Below are 15,066 nucleotides of genomic sequence, written 5' to 3' on the forward strand. Positions count from 1 at the left end.
TTGAGATCACAATTATGCAACAAAGTTTTGTGCATCAATATATCACTGACCCAGTGAGCAGTTTTCACTATATAATCGGTACACTCAACCCAGAGGAAAAACAAAATGAAAATAAAAACCCTGGTTGCCCTAGCGGTGGCATGCAGTTTTACAGCTTCAGCACACAACATCAAAGTCGATCAGGCATTGCCTCTGGTTGAAGTTCAAAATTACGGCGAGATCCTAGTTAAAGGAGATGACATTAGTTATCAAGAGTGGTCATCTCAAGATATGCTCGGCAAAGTAAGAGTCATTCAGGCCATTGCAGGCCGCAGCAGTTCAAAAGCTCTCAACCAACCACTCATGGCAGCTATTACAGATTCTAAGTTTGCTCAGGACAGCTATCAAACCACGTCGATCATCAATCAAGATGATGCTATCTGGGGAACAGGCTCTTTTGTAAAGTCTTCAGCGGAAGATAGCAAAAAAGATTTCCCTTGGTCTTCTATGGTACTCGATGAAGATGGCAAAGTGGCTGGAGCTTGGGATCTACAGGAAGAATCATCGGCAATTATTGTACAAGATAAACAAGGGAAAGTTCTTTTCGTCAAGGAAGGCGCGCTAAACCAAAGCGAAATTGAGCAAGTTCTATCTTTAATCAAAGACAACATTTAATACAAATTTGAACATAGCGCTTGCAGCCTAGTTGTTATAACATAACAACTTTAACATTAAACACGACTTTAAGCGCTATGACTCAACCTCATCGAACACCAACGCGACATTCAAGCACACTGACTGTGATTGCAATCGTGCTCGTGCTCTGGATGAGTTGGGCTTTTATTTTCCATCAGTATCAATTCAGTACAAACCACCATGATGAGCACCACTGCCAACTTTTTTCCTGTTTACAGCATGGCTTTAACCATCCTCTGATCACAGTATCGAATAATCCCTCAACCCATATTTTTGGCTTGGGCCAATATTATGCTTTATATGAGCAAACTGTTTTTAGTTACCTCGCTCGTTCTCCACCAGTGAACCTAATCTAAGCAAAGAAATGTCATACAATCGGTTGTCTCAAAACACAGCCCCCATTTTTAATTTACCATTGATTAGGATTTACAATGCATTCCATTACAAAAGTCGCAACAATTATTAGCCTAGTTTTAAGTACTTCAGCCTTAGCCGATGAAGAGTTTCGCCAGCATGAAGCCCACGAGCATGGTCACGTAGAACTCAATATTGCCCAAGATGGTGATGAGTTACTCATGGAAATTCATGCACCTGGAGCTGATGTATTAGGCTTTGAGCATGCGCCTAAAAATGAGCAGCAACAAAAAGCATTAGAGCAAACCATCGCAAAACTAGAAAATGCTGATTCTCTATTTGCTCTGACTGCCAGTGCTGGATGCAAAATCATGCATCAATCTGTCACCAATACTTTGAGTTCGGATGAACATGATGAACATGGTCATGATGGTCATGATGGTCATGATGGTCATGATGGTCATGATGGTCACGATGGTCACGATGGTCACGATGGTCACGATGGTCACGAAGGTCACGATGGTCACGATGGTCACGATGGTCACGATGGTCACGATGGTCACGATGGTCACGATGGTCACGAAGGTCATCATGATCATGAAGAAGAACATAAGCACGAAGAACATCATCATGATCATGAGGGTGGGCATGGAGAATTTGCGGTTGAATACCACTACCAGTGTGACAATCTTGATGCTCTCTCATCTATCAATACCCAATGGTTTACTCACTTTCCATCGACAAAGTCAATCAGTGTTAATCTACTAACGGATAAGGCCCAGACGGCCCTAGAACTATCTCCTAGCACGACTAAGATTTCACTTTAAAACTCATTAGCCTGAAGGTATACCCTTCAGGCTTATCTGTTCAGGTTATGTCCGATGAGAAAAAATACTAATCACGGCGTAGTAGAGCTGGAGCAAGTGTCCTTTACTTGGCCGGGCAACCAAACGCCAACACTGAATATAGATAGTTTATCTGTCCAAGAAGGAGAGCATCTATTTATCAAAGGTCCAAGTGGCTGTGGAAAATCAACCTTACTGGGGCTTTTGACTGGTATTCAGACTATCGATACTGGAAAACTAAGTGTACTGGGAGAAGACTTGGTACAAATGTCTGGTAGCCAACGAGATACATTCCGTGCCAATAATATTGGCTATATCTTTCAACAATTTAACCTGTTGCCTTACCTTAGCGTGATTGAAAATGTCACTCTTCCCTGTCAGTTTTCCAAGTTGCGAAAATCCAAACTGGACAAACCTATGACCAACGAGGCAAAAGACCTACTCAACAGCCTTCACTTGCCGAGTGATTTAATGCATAAGCCCGTGGTTGAATTAAGTATTGGTCAACAGCAACGGGTGGCCGCGGCGCGAGCACTAATTGGCAAACCTGCTTTAATCATTGCCGACGAGCCGACTTCCTCGCTGGACTATGACAATCGCTCTGCTTTTATCGAGCTTTTGATGGATCAGATCAAACAAGCACAAGCAAGCCTTTTGTTTGTCAGTCACGATCCAACCTTAGAAAGTATGTTTGATCGAACTCTACACCTTAATGAAATTAATCGAGCAGGAGTGACATCATGAGCCCAACACTTATGCTTGCTTGGAAGAGCGTCCGCAACCGCCGAGTCACCGCTATGTTAACGATCATGACGGTTGCGATATCGGTAGTATTACTACTTGGTGTCGAGCGCGTTCGTACTCAAGCCAAAAGCAGTTTTGCGAATACTATTTCCGGTACCGACCTCATCGTTGGTGGTCGTTCAGGCCAAGTTAATTTACTCCTATATTCTGTATTTCGAATTGGTAACGCCACAAATAATATCGACTGGAAAAGTTATCAAGAGTTCAGTCAGCACAGAGCAGTAAAATGGGCAATTCCGATTTCTTTGGGGGACTCTCACAAAGGGTTTCGGGTTATGGGAACCAACCATAGTTATTTTGAACATTACCGCTATGGGAAAAAATCCCCATTAAAATTGTCAGAAGGTAGAAAGTTCTCAGGTCTGTTCGAGACCGTTATCGGCTCAGACGTAGCACGTGAGCTGGGATACCAAATCGGGACTGAAATTATTATTGCTCATGGGATCAGTGATGTTGGATTCAGTCGGCATGACAACCTGCCATTTAAAGTAGTTGGCATACTTGCACCAACAGGAACCCCTGTTGATAAAACCGTACACGTATCACTTGAGGCAATTGAAGCTATTCATGTAGGTTGGGAATCAGGAGCCCACCTTGGTAACACACCAAGTGCCCAGCAATTGGAAAAGCAGAATTTTCAGCCAAAGCAAATCACTGCAATGCTCATCGGCTTAAAGTCCAAAATTCAAGCTTTTTCATTACAGCGACAAATCAACACCTATCCAAAAGAGCCTTTAAGTGCCATTCTTCCTGGCGTGGCATTACATGAACTTTGGGGGATGATGTCAGTTGCAGAGCAAGCACTCATGGTCATTTCTGTGTTTGTTGTTATTGCGGGACTTCTCGGGATGCTGTCAAGTTTACTGACTAGCCTGCAAGAACGTCGCCGCGAAATGGCTATTTTGCGGGCGATGGGCGCAAGGCCAAGACATATACTGTCCCTACTTGTTCTCGAAGCTAGTACGCTTACCTTGCTTGGTTTGGTCGCTGGAGTCACCATACTGTATGGTGTATTGGCAAGTATTACTCCTTTCATCCAACAAAATTATGGAATTAATATTGAAATGGTCGCCTTATCTCATTACGAGTGGAAGCTTCTTGCAGCTGTGCAACTAGCAGGTACAGTAATAGGCTTCATACCGGCCTTTCGCGCCTATAAACAATCACTAAGTGATGGGATGACAATTCGAGTTTAACTATGAAAAAACAATTACTTATTCTTTTTGTTGTAGCAACTTCATTGGTAGTAAGCTTGGCGAGTTTCAAGGAAGACAATACTAACAATATTGCGCAAGAAACCACACAAAAGTTTCCTAACGTTTCTGCTGAACAAAAACAAAAGGCCGAAAGCAAGATTGCAGACAATAAGAATATTGAGCAAGATGCCACACAAGCGCCGCCCAAAGTTTCTGCTGAACAAAAGCAAAAGGTCGAAAGCAAGATTGCAGACAATAAGAATATTGAGAAAGACGCCACACAAACGCCGCCCAAAGTTTCTACTGAACAAAAACAAAAGGTCGAAAGCAAGATTGCAGACAATAAGAATATTGAGCAAGACGCCACACAAACGCCGCCCAAAGTTTCTGCTGAACAAAAACAAAAGGCCGAAAACAAAAACGATCAGAACAAGGCTGTGGACAATAAGAAAGGCGGTGTTCTTCAACTAGATTGGATAGACTTGATCCCCAAAAGCGAACGCAACCAGTTCAACGCTCAAGGCATGCCTGTTCAAAATCACTCTGGCAGCGCCGCCAAGCAATCTCTAGCGGGTAAAGTACGTCAGGATCTTAACGGTAGCTCAGTCAAAATCCCTGGGTTTGTTATTCCATTAGAGGGCGATGCTAACAAAGTGACCGAGTTTCTACTCGTTCCTTATTTTGGGGCATGTATACATGTGCCACCACCGCCACCAAATCAAATCGTATATGTTAAATTACCCAAAGGGGCGCCGGTACAACAGCTATGGGATGTCATTTATGTGGTGGGAAAACTGAAGACGGTCACCATGAGTCATGAATTAGCGGAGACTGGTTATATGTTAGAAGGCACCAGTATCGAAGAATACGATGACTACTAAAAAGTACATGTCATAACATGAATACAACCTGTCAATTATCCGCTTTGCTCACACGTATTTAGACAAATAGACTAATACAGCCAGATATACGAGAAACAATAGGGTAATTGATAGGTGCTTTCTTAGTTTATTATCATTTAAAAACTTCATATAGCCCCCCAAGCATCCATAACAATTTTAACAAGTTATTATCATTTGGCATAGAATCAATTTTCAAAGGTTGCTCACAGAGTTGCTCTGGCAGATAAGCCTGTTAAGAGGTAGATTTAAGGGATGTTCGTTTCTATTGCGGTCCATAGGCCCTAGGTATTCACATGTCCGAGAAGCAAAAACCCGTGGTTATCGATCATGAGTCAAACTCTGAATCTCGACATGAGAAAAAACCTAATTACATCAAGGATAGCGCTAGCCGAATTATGAGCATCGCCCATTCTCATGGGCTTGATGCACTGTTGCAAAAGGAGACACCTGAAAAGACGGCGCTGGAACGAGCCCTAGTCCGAGAGCGACGACAAAAAGAACTACAGCAAAAAAATCTTGAGCAAATCCTGAAACTTGCCCATCTATCATGTAAAAATGAAACGGCAGGCGATCCTGACCATGATTGGTTACAACGCTTTTTCAATATGGCACAAGAAGTTTACAACCCTTCCATGCAGCGCCTTTGGGCTCAAGTTCTCAAGCGTGAGGTAACTAACCCAGGTTCTACCTCGATGAAAGCACTGAAAACGCTCAAAGATATGTCGCCTAAAGAAGCACAGGTATTACAAAGAGCGGCTGCTCTAGCCTGCAGTTTTGGGGGAGATACTAGCCGTAAACTCTTAATCGGCTTTCGTGCACAAGGGGGGATTTTTAGCTTTGGTAAACGTAACATTACCGGCAATATCAATGTTGGTAGCTTCCAACTTCCCTATTCAAGTCTGCTAGTTTTGTTTGAACTTGGTTTAATGCATGGAACCGAACTTGAGTCTGGAGAGATAGAATTAGACTCTCCATTGCCACTTAATTACCAAGGTAAGCAACTGTCACTGCAAGCTCATGCTAAAGGTGTTCGCCTGCTGTACTATCGTTTTAGTCCTACGGGTAATGAATTATGTAAACTGCTGGGTAACAAACCAAACATGCAATATTATGATCAATTGGTTTCCCTGCTGAGCCAAAAATTCATCGCTCATACAGACTCCCAAGGTAGTATTGACCATACTGTCTGATCAGATTGATATGCCGGTATAAAAACGCCAGATAGTTAGCTGGCGTTATTAATCAAGGTTAGACCTTATGCTTTAAAAGCTTTAAAAGCATTGATCAGTCCGTTGGTTGAACTATCGTGTGTCACCACTTCTGACTCATCAGCAAGTTCAGGTAGAATTTGGTTGGCAAGTTGCTTACCTAACTCCACCCCCCACTGGTCAAAGCTAAAGATATTCCAGATAACACCTTGAACAAAAATCTTGTGCTCATACATTGCAATAAGATTGCCCAATGTACGAGGCGTGATTTGCTTGACTAATACAGAGTTTGTAGGGCGATTACCTTCAAAGACTTTAAAAGGAATCAGATCTGCAACTTGTTCTTCACTCTTACCCGCTTTTGCAAATTCTTCTCGTACAGCAGCTTCACTCTTACCAAAAGCTAGTGCTTCAGTTTGAGCAAAGAAGTTAGACATCAATTTCTGATGATGATCGCCAGAGGGATTATGGCTAAGTGCAGGCGCAATAAAATCACAAGGGATTAATTTTGTTCCCTGATGAATCAACTGATAAAAAGCATGCTGACCATTAGTGCCTGGTTCACCCCAAATAATAGGTCCTGTTTGATAGATGACAGCTTTACCATCCCGATCAACATACTTACCATTTGATTCCATATTACCTTGCTGAAAATAGGCAGCGAAACGATGCATGTATTGATCATAAGGTAAAATTGCTTCTGACTCAGCGCCATGGAAGTTGTTGTACCACAAGCCGATCAGAGCCAGAATGACAGGTAAGTTATCCTCTAGTTCTACCGAGGCAAAATGGTTATCCATTTCATGCGCGCCTTCAAGCAGCTCAACGAAATTGTCAAAACCAATAGCAAGGGCAATCGAGAGACCAATCGCTGACCAAAGCGAGTAACGACCACCTACCCAGTCCCAAAACTCAAACATATTGTTGGTATCGATCCCAAACTCAGACACAGCTTCTGCATTGGTAGAAAGCGCGGCAAAATGCTTGGCAACATGAAGGTTGTCACCAGCCGATTTGAGGAACCAATCACGAGCAGTATGAGCATTCGTCATAGTCTCTTGAGTTGTAAAGGTTTTGGAAGCAACCAAAAACAACGTGGTTTCTGGATTTAATGGCTTTAACGTCTCAACGATATGAGTACCGTCCACATTCGATACAAAGTGCAGATTAAGGTGGTTTTTATACGGTGCCAAGGCCTCTGTGACCATATAAGGGCCAAGATCAGAACCACCAATGCCAATATTGACAATATCTGTGATTGCTTTGCCTGTGTACCCTTTCCATTCACCGCCGATGACGCGATCAGTAAAAGACTTCATTTTATCCAGCACTGCATTGACCGCAGGCATGACATCTTCACCGTCAACCAACACAGGATTGCTACTTCTATTGCGCAGCGCGGTGTGTAATACGGCGCGACCTTCAGTCTTGTTGATAGCCTCACCACCAAACATAGCGTTAATCGCCGACTTAAGCTCAGTTTGGTCTGCCAATGCAAATAAATGCTTGAGTGTCTCATCGTTGATTAGGTTCTTTGAGTAGTCGACGAGAATATCAGAGCCAAATCGAGCAGAGAACTTCTCAAAGCGTGTCTCATCTTGAGCAAATAGCTCCTTTAGATCCATATCTTGTGCTGACTCAAAGTGCTGTGTAAGCGCTTTCCAGGCTGGTGTTTGTGTTGGATTAATATTTTTCAACATTGTGACGTTCCCAGTGTTAGAGTAGATACAATTCTACTTGGTTTGGTCATGATAGTGAGGAAAACTGCGATCAGTAGCAGTCCCAATTAAGCAAAAGTAGTTCTGTTCTCAAAGCTAAACAAGTGAACAAAAACTTGTAATAAATTTTCAGGTCGACATTATGACTCAGTCACACAATAAGATTATTGAGTCAAATCACATTAGACACTAATTAAGCTTGTCGACTTAAAACAACATTGACGCATAACGATACCGATAATGATGTCATTTGCCAAATAGATTTTAGAGGGGGCTGTATGTGGAGCCAACAAACCATTCGACTCACAGCGAGAGTACGTGGATTTCATCTTATAACCGATGAAATAGAACAACAATTACCGGAATTAGCATCAATTTCTGTGGGAATATTACAGTTATTTATCCAACATACTTCCGCAAGTTTGACCATAAATGAAAATGCAGATCCGACGGTGCGCCACGATATGGAGCAGCATTTTAACCACTTTGTTCCTGAAAGAGCCAAGTATTATCAACACACCTATGAGGGGGATGATGATATGCCAGCACATATCAAAGCGTCTATCTTGGGAAATTGCGTCAATATTCCTATTAAAGATGGTCAATTGGCACTTGGAACTTGGCAAGGTATCTATTTAGGTGAGCACAGAGATCTGGCTGGAAATCGTAACATTATCGCCACTTTGCAAGGTGAAAAAGCCTGAAAAGACAATAGCTCCAACTAAAGGAGCTATTGCTGACTGTCATCTGGATATAAAACGGTGATAAGGAAACGGTTAGCTTTTTTGGGCTTTTAGGTATTCCATTTCAACTCGCGAAGTGAGCTTGGTCACTAATTCATAAGCAATGGTGCCTATATGGTTAGCCACCTCTTCCACAGGCAGATCTCGACCCCATAGAACAGCTTCATCACCGACCTTATCAACTGCATCTGGCCCCAAGTCAACGGTTAACATGTCCATGGACACTCGGCCGGCGACAGGGACTTTACGACCATTGACTAAGACTGGGGTTCCATTGGGCGCCATTCTTGGATAGCCATCGCCATAACCTATTGCTATTACCCCGACCTTTGTATCCCTAGGTGAAGTCCATACCCCGCCGTATCCGACACTTTCTCCAGCCTTAACCTCTCGCACAGCAATCAAGTGGGATTTTAGAGTCATCACGGGTAGGTAACCCATTTGTTCCGCCGTTTTGTCCCCGAACGGTGACACGCCATACATAATTATGCCAGGGCGTATCCAGTCCAATTGACTTTCAGGCCAAGCCAAAACACCAGCCGAGGCAGCGAGAGAGCGCTCCCCTTCACAGCCCTGAGTTAAAGACATAAATAATTCAGTCTGCTCAGTCGTGGTTGGTTTATCTAATTCATCAGCACAACCAAAGTGGCTCATATAGCGCAGCGGTTTGGCTACATTAGGACAGGCTTTCAAACGAGCGATGAACTCTTGGTATTGCTCTGGTCTCACGCCGAGCCTGTGCATTCCACTGTCGATTTTGAGCCAGACTACGACTGGAGTATCAAGGGTCGCCGCTTCCAATGCATTCAGCTGCTCTTCACAGTGCACAACCGTTTGAATGTTATTAGTCACCAGCACGGCTAAATCACCTGCTGAATAAAAGCCTTCGAGAAGTAAGATTGGCTTTACAATACCACTAGCGCGCAGCTGCAGTGCTTCTTCAATTCTAGCCACACCAAAGGCATCAGCACCCTCGGCGTTGGTGGCAATATGTCGCAGGCCATGACCATACCCATTGGCTTTCACCACTGCCATGATCTTACTGTTGGGAGCTTGGGATTTGAGTTGGTTAAGATTGTGCTTTAATGCACCTAAATCGACACACGCAGTTGCGGCTTTCATATAACTCATAGGTTATTCATCATCCACATCAAATGCAGGACCTGCATAATTATCAAAACGAGACCATTGCCCCTGAAACGTCAGTCGAACTGAGCCTATCGGGCCGTTTCGCTGCTTACCGATAATAATTTCTGCCGTTCCCTTCATCGGGCTATCTGGGTTATAAACTTCATCTCGATAAATGAACATTATCAAGTCAGCATCTTGTTCAATAGAGCCTGATTCGCGCAAGTCAGAATTCACCGGACGTTTATCTGCTCTTTGTTCCAATGAACGGTTGAGCTGAGACAAAGCAACAACAGGCACATTCAGCTCTTTCGCGAGCGCTTTCAGTGAGCGGGATATTTCAGCAATTTCTAAGGTTCGATTTTCAGTGAGAGACGGCACTCGCATCAGCTGAAGGTAGTCAACCATGATCATCGACAAACCACCATTATCACGAGCAACTCGCCGAGCTCTTGAACGCAGGTCTGTTGGGGTTAAGATTGAACTATCATCGATAAAGATGTTTTTCTTCTCCATTAACAAACCCATAGCAGAAGTAATACGAGGCCAATCTTCATCATCTATTTGACCAGTACGTATCTTAGTCTGATCAACACGCGAAAGTGACGCGAGCATACGCATCATAAGCTGCTCTGATGGCATTTCTAAAGAAAAGATGAGTACAGGTTTATCATGCTCCATCGCTGCGTTTTCACACAAGTTCATTGCAAAAGTTGTTTTACCCATAGAAGGACGTGCGGCGACAATCACCAAATCAGAACCTTGCAGACCTGCGGTTTTCTTATTTAGATCGGTAAATCCTGTTGTCACACCAGTGACACCATCTTGGGGTGATTTATATAGGATTTCTATCCGTTCAACCGTTTTTTCAAGGATACTTTCGACATTTTGCGGACCGTCGCTATCACTGGCCCTTGATTCAGCGATGGCAAAAACTTTACTTTCCGCCATATCCAGCAAATCTTCAGAAGAGCGTCCCTGAGGGTCGTAACCGGCATCCGCAATTTCATTTGCAACACCTATCAAGTCTCGGGTCAAAGCACGTTCTGCAACAATGTCAGCATAGGCATTAATATTCGCCGCGCTCGGTGTATTTTTCACCAAATCAGCAAGGTAAGCGAATCCGCCAACGTCATCTAATTGCTCACGCTGCTCTAGGTACTCTGACAAAGTAATTAAATCGAGCGGCTTGCTTTCTTCAAGAATCATTCGAGACGCCTCAAACATCAAGCGATGAGGGCGACTATAGAAATCTTTAGCAACAACACGCTCTGCCACAGTATCCCAACGCTCGTTATCAAGTAATAAGCCACCAATAACGGATTGTTCCGCTTCGATAGAATGAGGAGGCGCTTTGATTGCGTCTACTTGGGCGTCGGTTGGCTTTTTATTACGATTGTCTGTTTTAAAATCTGCCATGCTATTGCTCAACAACAAAATTGTGATCGCTCATTATAGCTAGAATGAACCTGATGTCTGTATTTAACAAGGGGTTTAAATCCATCTCATATAGAATTAACTTAGAACTGACTGAAATTATATAAAAACTCTCTACTATTCACCTAATACAATGATTAAAAAGAGGCAGTGAGTGACAAAACTTGGGCTCATAACGACTAGCCTACTGCTCAGCTCAGTCGTCTATGCAGATGAATCAGAACAAAGCCAAAACAAGATTGACGTCCCCTCCCCTTGGAAGAGCGAAATAGAGTTTGGTTATCAATCGCACACGGGAAATTCTGACTCACGTTCGGTCAACTCAAGGTTAAGCGCTGAGTATCTATCAGGACGTCACCGTACAACAGGAGAATGGAAATATTACCAGTTGTACAAAGATGGCGAAGAAGACAAAAAACAGTCAACGTATTTAGCACAGAGTGACTACAAGCTTGGGCCTAAAACGTACCTTTACAGTAACTTTCAAGGTGTTGATTCACGTTATAGCGCTTATTTTAAAGACTATACACTCTCTGGTGGTTTAGGTTACCAGTTCTACAACACAGAAACGTTTCTGCTTGAACTCGAGCTTGGACCAGGCTATCGCTATCAAGAGCCCAATACTGATGAAATTGACGACGATGACATCGTTTTTGATGAAACCGTTCAAGAAGCTATCTTTCGTGGTCATGTCAAAAGTAACTGGCATATCACCAAAAGCTTGAATTTATCAGCGGCAGTTACACTCGTAGCCGGTGATAGCAATGTGAGAACGGATACTGACCTTAATGCAACAAACAGCATAACAGAACATATAGCGTTAAAAGTTTCCTATTCTCGGCAGTATCATGATCGGGTTCCCGAAGGTCTGCAAAATGCTGATAGCATCTTCTCAATCAATATTTTATTTTCTATATAAAAAAAGCACCTTCTAGAAGGTGCTTTTTATACTTTGATACTGAATTACTCAGCAGCAACAACCTGAAGAGCTACTGTCGCGAATACTTCAGAATGAAGTTGTACGCTGATCTCGAACTCACCAGTGTTACGTAGTGCACCTTCTGGAAGGCGAACTTCGCTTTTCACTACTTCAACGCCAGCCGCAGTGATTGCGTCAGCGATGTCACGAGTACCGATAGAACCGAACAGTTTACCTTCGTCACCAGCTTTAGAAGCAATAACAACCGCTTCAAGAGCGTTAACTTTCTCAGCACGCGCTTGGGCAGCAGAAAGTTGCTCAGCAACTTTAGCTTCTAGCTCAGCACGACGTGCTTCGAACATTTCAACGTTAGCTTTAGTTGCCATAACTGCCTTAGCTTGAGGGATAAGGAAGTTACGAGCGTAACCAGACTTAACATTTACAGTGTCACCAAGACCACCTAGGTTACCGATTTTATCAAGTAGAATAACTTGCATTGTTTAATCCTCTTTCTTAATAAAACGAACCGATTACTGATGCTTATCAGTGTACGGTAGTAGAGCTAGGTAGCGAGAACGCTTAATAGCGCGAGCTAGCTGACGCTGATATTTAGCACTAGTACCAGTGATACGGCTAGGTACGATTTTACCAGCTTCAGTGATGTAGTTTTTAAGAGTTGCTACGTCTTTGTAATCAATCTCTTGTACGCCTTCTGCAGTAAAACGGCAGAATTTACGACGACGGAAGAAACGAGCCATGGGCTATCTCCTGATCTTAAATTTGAGTAAAGTTATCTGCCTAGGTTAGGGTCAGAATAAATTCTTGGCTCTAACTAGGCTGAGTACTAAATCTGAGTATCAACTACTCAGCAGCTGTTTCTGGCTTAGCTTCAGCACGCTCTTCGCGACGAGGAGCACGCTCTTCTTTCTGCTTAAGCATGATAGATTGCTCAGTGATAGCCGCTTTAGTACGCATGATCATGTTACGTAGAACTGCATCGTTGAAACGGAACGCAGTTTCTAGCTCATCAATTACAGCTTGGTCAGCTTCAACGTTCATAAGAACGTAGTGAGCTTTGTGAAGCTTGTTGATTGGGTAAGCCAGTTGACGACGACCCCAGTCTTCTAGACGGTGGATAGTACCGCCAGCTTCAGTGATTGAACCAGTGTAACGCTCGATCATGCCAGCAACTTGCTCGCTTTGATCTGGGTGCACCATGAATACGATTTCGTAATGACGCATTGGTTGCTCCTTACGGATTATTCAGCTTCCACAAATGGCTCAGTCATCCAGAGGAAGCAAGGAACTAAAGATAATTGACTGAGATTAAGGAGCACGAATAGTACAGAAACAAAGCTATTTAAGCAAGGAAAATAATAAAGCAGCCAACCATCAAAAGATGATCGTTTAGGCTGCTTTTAACACTAGGATGGAATTGTGGAGTTACTCTTCGTCAACATACTGAGCTTGAAGGTAATTTTGTATACCTGTCATTTCAATCAGGCCCAGTTGTGTTTCTAACCAATCAACGTGTTCTTCTTCATCCTCTAGGATTTCTTGAAATAAGTCGCGCGATACATAATCATGGCTGTCTTCAGCATACGCTATGGCAGACTTGAGATCCGGAATAGCCATCATCTCGAGTTTAAGATCGCATTCAAGCATCTCTTTGGTGTCTTCACCAATCATGAGTTTGCCAAGGTCTTGTAAGTTAGGGATGCCTTCCAGAAAAAGGATTCGCTCTATCAAATGATCCGCATGTTTCATTTCATCAATGGATTCATGATATTCTTTGTCGGCTAAATGTTTTAGCCCCCAATCCTTGTACATTCGTGCGTGGAGAAAGTATTGGTTTATCGCAACCAATTCATTGCCGAGAATTTTATTGAGATGTTGAATGATGATGGGATCGCCTTTCATGACATACCGCCTCCTGTTGGTCCAATTTAAACTGTAGAACCAATTCAAGGGGTGTCAAAGACAATAAAACTATCCTCAGCTAGCTTCTGAGTATTCTATCGTTCCGGTTTCGGTTAGAATTTCTTTGGCCATTTTTACGCATTTGCCACACTGGCTACCAAGTGCGGTGCATTTCTTTATCTGCTTTATATCTGTTACACCTTCCTCCAAAATCAATTGTTTGATTTTCTTGTCAGATACACCATGACATAGACAAACATACATAATAAAAACCATAAAACAAACACAAACGATAATTACTATTATTACCAATAATGTAAAAAATACGCTAAGAATGATTTGTTATATAAAAACAGTAAGAACTGACGACAAGAATACTTACCAGCGAATCAAAGAGGCTGTTTATTTCTAGATTAAATCTAGCTCTTTGAATTAACGGAACAATAAAGACTAAGGGGAGACACTAGAGATGAAAATAAAACGATTTTTTTTATAACCAGATAATGAAAAAGAGAAGCTTAGGCTTCTCTTTTTCTCGATGCCTGCTTTCTTCATACAAGAAGAAAACAATGCAAGATTTCGTTAAATTCTTGAGAATTAATCGAAGATCTTAGCAACAACACCAGCACCTACTGTACGGCCACCTTCACGGATCGCGAAACGAAGACCTTCGTCCATTGCGATTGGTGCGATTAGCTCTACAGTCATCTTGATGTTATCGCCTGGCATTACCATTTCTACGCCTTCTGGTAGCTCGATGTTACCAGTTACGTCAGTTGTACGGAAGTAGAACTGTGGACGGTAGCCTTTGAAGAATGGTGTGTGACGACCACCTTCATCTTTGGACAGTACGTAGACTTCTGACTCAAACTTAGTGTGTGGAGTGATTGAACCTGGAGCCGCTAGTACTTGACCACGCTCTACTTCATCACGCTTAGTACCACGTAGTAGGGCACCAACGTTCTCACCCGCACGACCTTCGTCTAGAAGCTTACGGAACATTTCAACACCTGTACAAGTCGTTGAAGTCGTCTCTTTGATACCTACGATAGCAACTTCGTCACCTACGTTTAGGATACCACGCTCGATACGACCTGTTACTACTGTACCACGGCCTTGGATTGAGAATACATCTTCAATCGGCATTAGGAACGGCATGTCTACTGCACGCTCTGGCTCTGGAATGTAAGAATCTAGCGCTTCTGCTAGTTCTACAA

At 43.0% G+C, this 15,066-nt stretch carries 18 protein-coding genes; 9 read left to right on the forward strand and 9 right to left on the reverse strand.

Annotated elements, in window-relative coordinates:
• The first annotated feature begins 105 nt into the window (after positions 1-105).
• From DPF90_RS17055 to DPF90_RS17085, 7 genes are all read left to right on the forward strand, one after another.
• Positions 106-654, forward strand: coding sequence for a YtfJ family protein (locus DPF90_RS17055; protein ID WP_114787528.1), 549 nt, complete (start codon positions 106-108; stop codon positions 652-654).
• A gap of 77 nt (positions 655-731) precedes the next feature.
• Complete coding sequence (locus DPF90_RS20640) at positions 732-1,031, forward strand: DUF2607 family protein (RefSeq protein WP_114787529.1); 300 nt, start codon at positions 732-734, stop codon at positions 1,029-1,031.
• A gap of 75 nt (positions 1,032-1,106) precedes the next feature.
• Positions 1,107-1,856 (forward strand): zinc uptake protein ZrgA, encoded by a 750-nt coding sequence (gene zrgA, locus DPF90_RS17065; protein ID WP_114787530.1) that lies wholly within the window; start codon positions 1,107-1,109, stop codon positions 1,854-1,856.
• Positions 1,857-1,910: 54 nt separating this feature from the next.
• Positions 1,911-2,618 (forward strand): ABC transporter ATP-binding protein, encoded by a 708-nt coding sequence (locus tag DPF90_RS17070; RefSeq protein WP_114787531.1) that lies wholly within the window; start codon positions 1,911-1,913, stop codon positions 2,616-2,618.
• Complete coding sequence (locus DPF90_RS17075; RefSeq protein WP_114787532.1) at positions 2,615-3,874, forward strand: ABC transporter permease; 1,260 nt, start codon at positions 2,615-2,617, stop codon at positions 3,872-3,874. Before DPF90_RS17070 ends, DPF90_RS17075 begins: the two co-directional genes overlap by 4 nt.
• Positions 3,875-4,311: 437 nt before the next feature.
• Complete coding sequence (locus tag DPF90_RS17080) at positions 4,312-4,755, forward strand: DUF3299 domain-containing protein (protein ID WP_114787546.1); 444 nt, start codon at positions 4,312-4,314, stop codon at positions 4,753-4,755.
• Between the two features lie 314 nt (positions 4,756-5,069).
• Complete coding sequence (locus DPF90_RS17085; protein WP_114787533.1) at positions 5,070-5,966, forward strand: TIGR03899 family protein; 897 nt, start codon at positions 5,070-5,072, stop codon at positions 5,964-5,966.
• 65 nt (positions 5,967-6,031) lie between these two features.
• Here the strand turns inward: DPF90_RS17085 and pgi are convergent, their stop codons facing one another.
• A complete protein-coding gene (pgi, locus tag DPF90_RS17090; protein ID WP_114787534.1) occupies positions 6,032-7,684 on the reverse strand; it encodes a glucose-6-phosphate isomerase in 1,653 nt (550 codons plus the stop codon).
• Positions 7,685-7,980: 296 nt separating this feature from the next.
• On the opposite strand from pgi, the gene DPF90_RS17095 reads away from it, so the two are divergent.
• Positions 7,981-8,406, forward strand: a complete 426-nt coding sequence (locus tag DPF90_RS17095; protein ID WP_114787535.1) for a secondary thiamine-phosphate synthase enzyme YjbQ — start codon at positions 7,981-7,983, stop codon at positions 8,404-8,406.
• 72 nt (positions 8,407-8,478) lie between these two features.
• Here DPF90_RS17095 and alr read toward each other — a convergent pair whose 3' ends face one another.
• Together alr and DPF90_RS17105 are read right to left on the reverse strand one after the other, a co-directional pair.
• Positions 8,479-9,567: an alanine racemase gene (gene alr, locus DPF90_RS17100; RefSeq protein WP_114787536.1), complete on the reverse strand. Its 1,089-nt coding sequence runs from the start codon at positions 9,565-9,567 to the stop codon at positions 8,479-8,481.
• Positions 9,568-9,579: 12 nt separating this feature from the next.
• Entirely contained in the window at positions 9,580-10,992 is a 1,413-nt protein-coding gene (locus tag DPF90_RS17105; RefSeq protein ID WP_114787537.1) for a replicative DNA helicase, read from the reverse strand.
• Positions 10,993-11,164: 172 nt separating this feature from the next.
• Here DPF90_RS17105 and DPF90_RS17110 point away from each other — a divergent pair, with 172 nt between their 5' ends.
• Positions 11,165-11,929 (forward strand): DUF481 domain-containing protein, encoded by a 765-nt coding sequence (locus DPF90_RS17110; RefSeq protein WP_114787538.1) that lies wholly within the window; start codon positions 11,165-11,167, stop codon positions 11,927-11,929.
• Positions 11,930-11,973: 44 nt separating this feature from the next.
• Here the strand turns inward: DPF90_RS17110 and rplI are convergent, their stop codons facing one another.
• The 6 genes from rplI to DPF90_RS17140 form a co-directional block, all read right to left on the reverse strand.
• Entirely contained in the window at positions 11,974-12,426 is a 453-nt protein-coding gene (gene rplI, locus DPF90_RS17115; protein WP_114787539.1) for a 50S ribosomal protein L9, read from the reverse strand.
• A gap of 33 nt (positions 12,427-12,459) precedes the next feature.
• On the reverse strand, positions 12,460-12,687 hold the full coding sequence (rpsR, locus tag DPF90_RS17120) for a 30S ribosomal protein S18 (RefSeq protein WP_000090472.1): 228 nt from the start codon (positions 12,685-12,687) through the stop codon (positions 12,460-12,462).
• A 103-nt stretch (positions 12,688-12,790) separates the two neighbouring features.
• Positions 12,791-13,171, reverse strand: coding sequence for a 30S ribosomal protein S6 (gene rpsF, locus DPF90_RS17125; RefSeq protein ID WP_114787540.1), 381 nt, complete (start codon positions 13,169-13,171; stop codon positions 12,791-12,793).
• Positions 13,172-13,372: 201 nt separating this feature from the next.
• Positions 13,373-13,849 carry a bacterioferritin gene (gene bfr, locus DPF90_RS17130; RefSeq protein ID WP_114787541.1) on the reverse strand — a complete coding sequence of 159 codons (477 nt, stop codon included), beginning with the start codon at positions 13,847-13,849 and terminating at the stop codon, positions 13,373-13,375.
• A gap of 75 nt (positions 13,850-13,924) precedes the next feature.
• The gene (locus tag DPF90_RS17135; protein WP_114787542.1) at positions 13,925-14,113 is read right to left on the reverse strand and encodes a (2Fe-2S)-binding protein; all 189 of its coding nucleotides are present in this window, start codon (positions 14,111-14,113) and stop codon (positions 13,925-13,927) included.
• Between the two features lie 333 nt (positions 14,114-14,446).
• A partial coding sequence (locus tag DPF90_RS17140) for an EF-Tu C-terminal domain-related protein (protein WP_240314537.1) occupies positions 14,447-15,066 on the reverse strand: 620 nt, incomplete at its 5' end.

Origin of the sequence: Vibrio tetraodonis (assembly GCF_003350295.1) — a bacterium.
GTDB lineage: Bacteria > Pseudomonadota > Gammaproteobacteria > Enterobacterales > Vibrionaceae > Vibrio > Vibrio tetraodonis.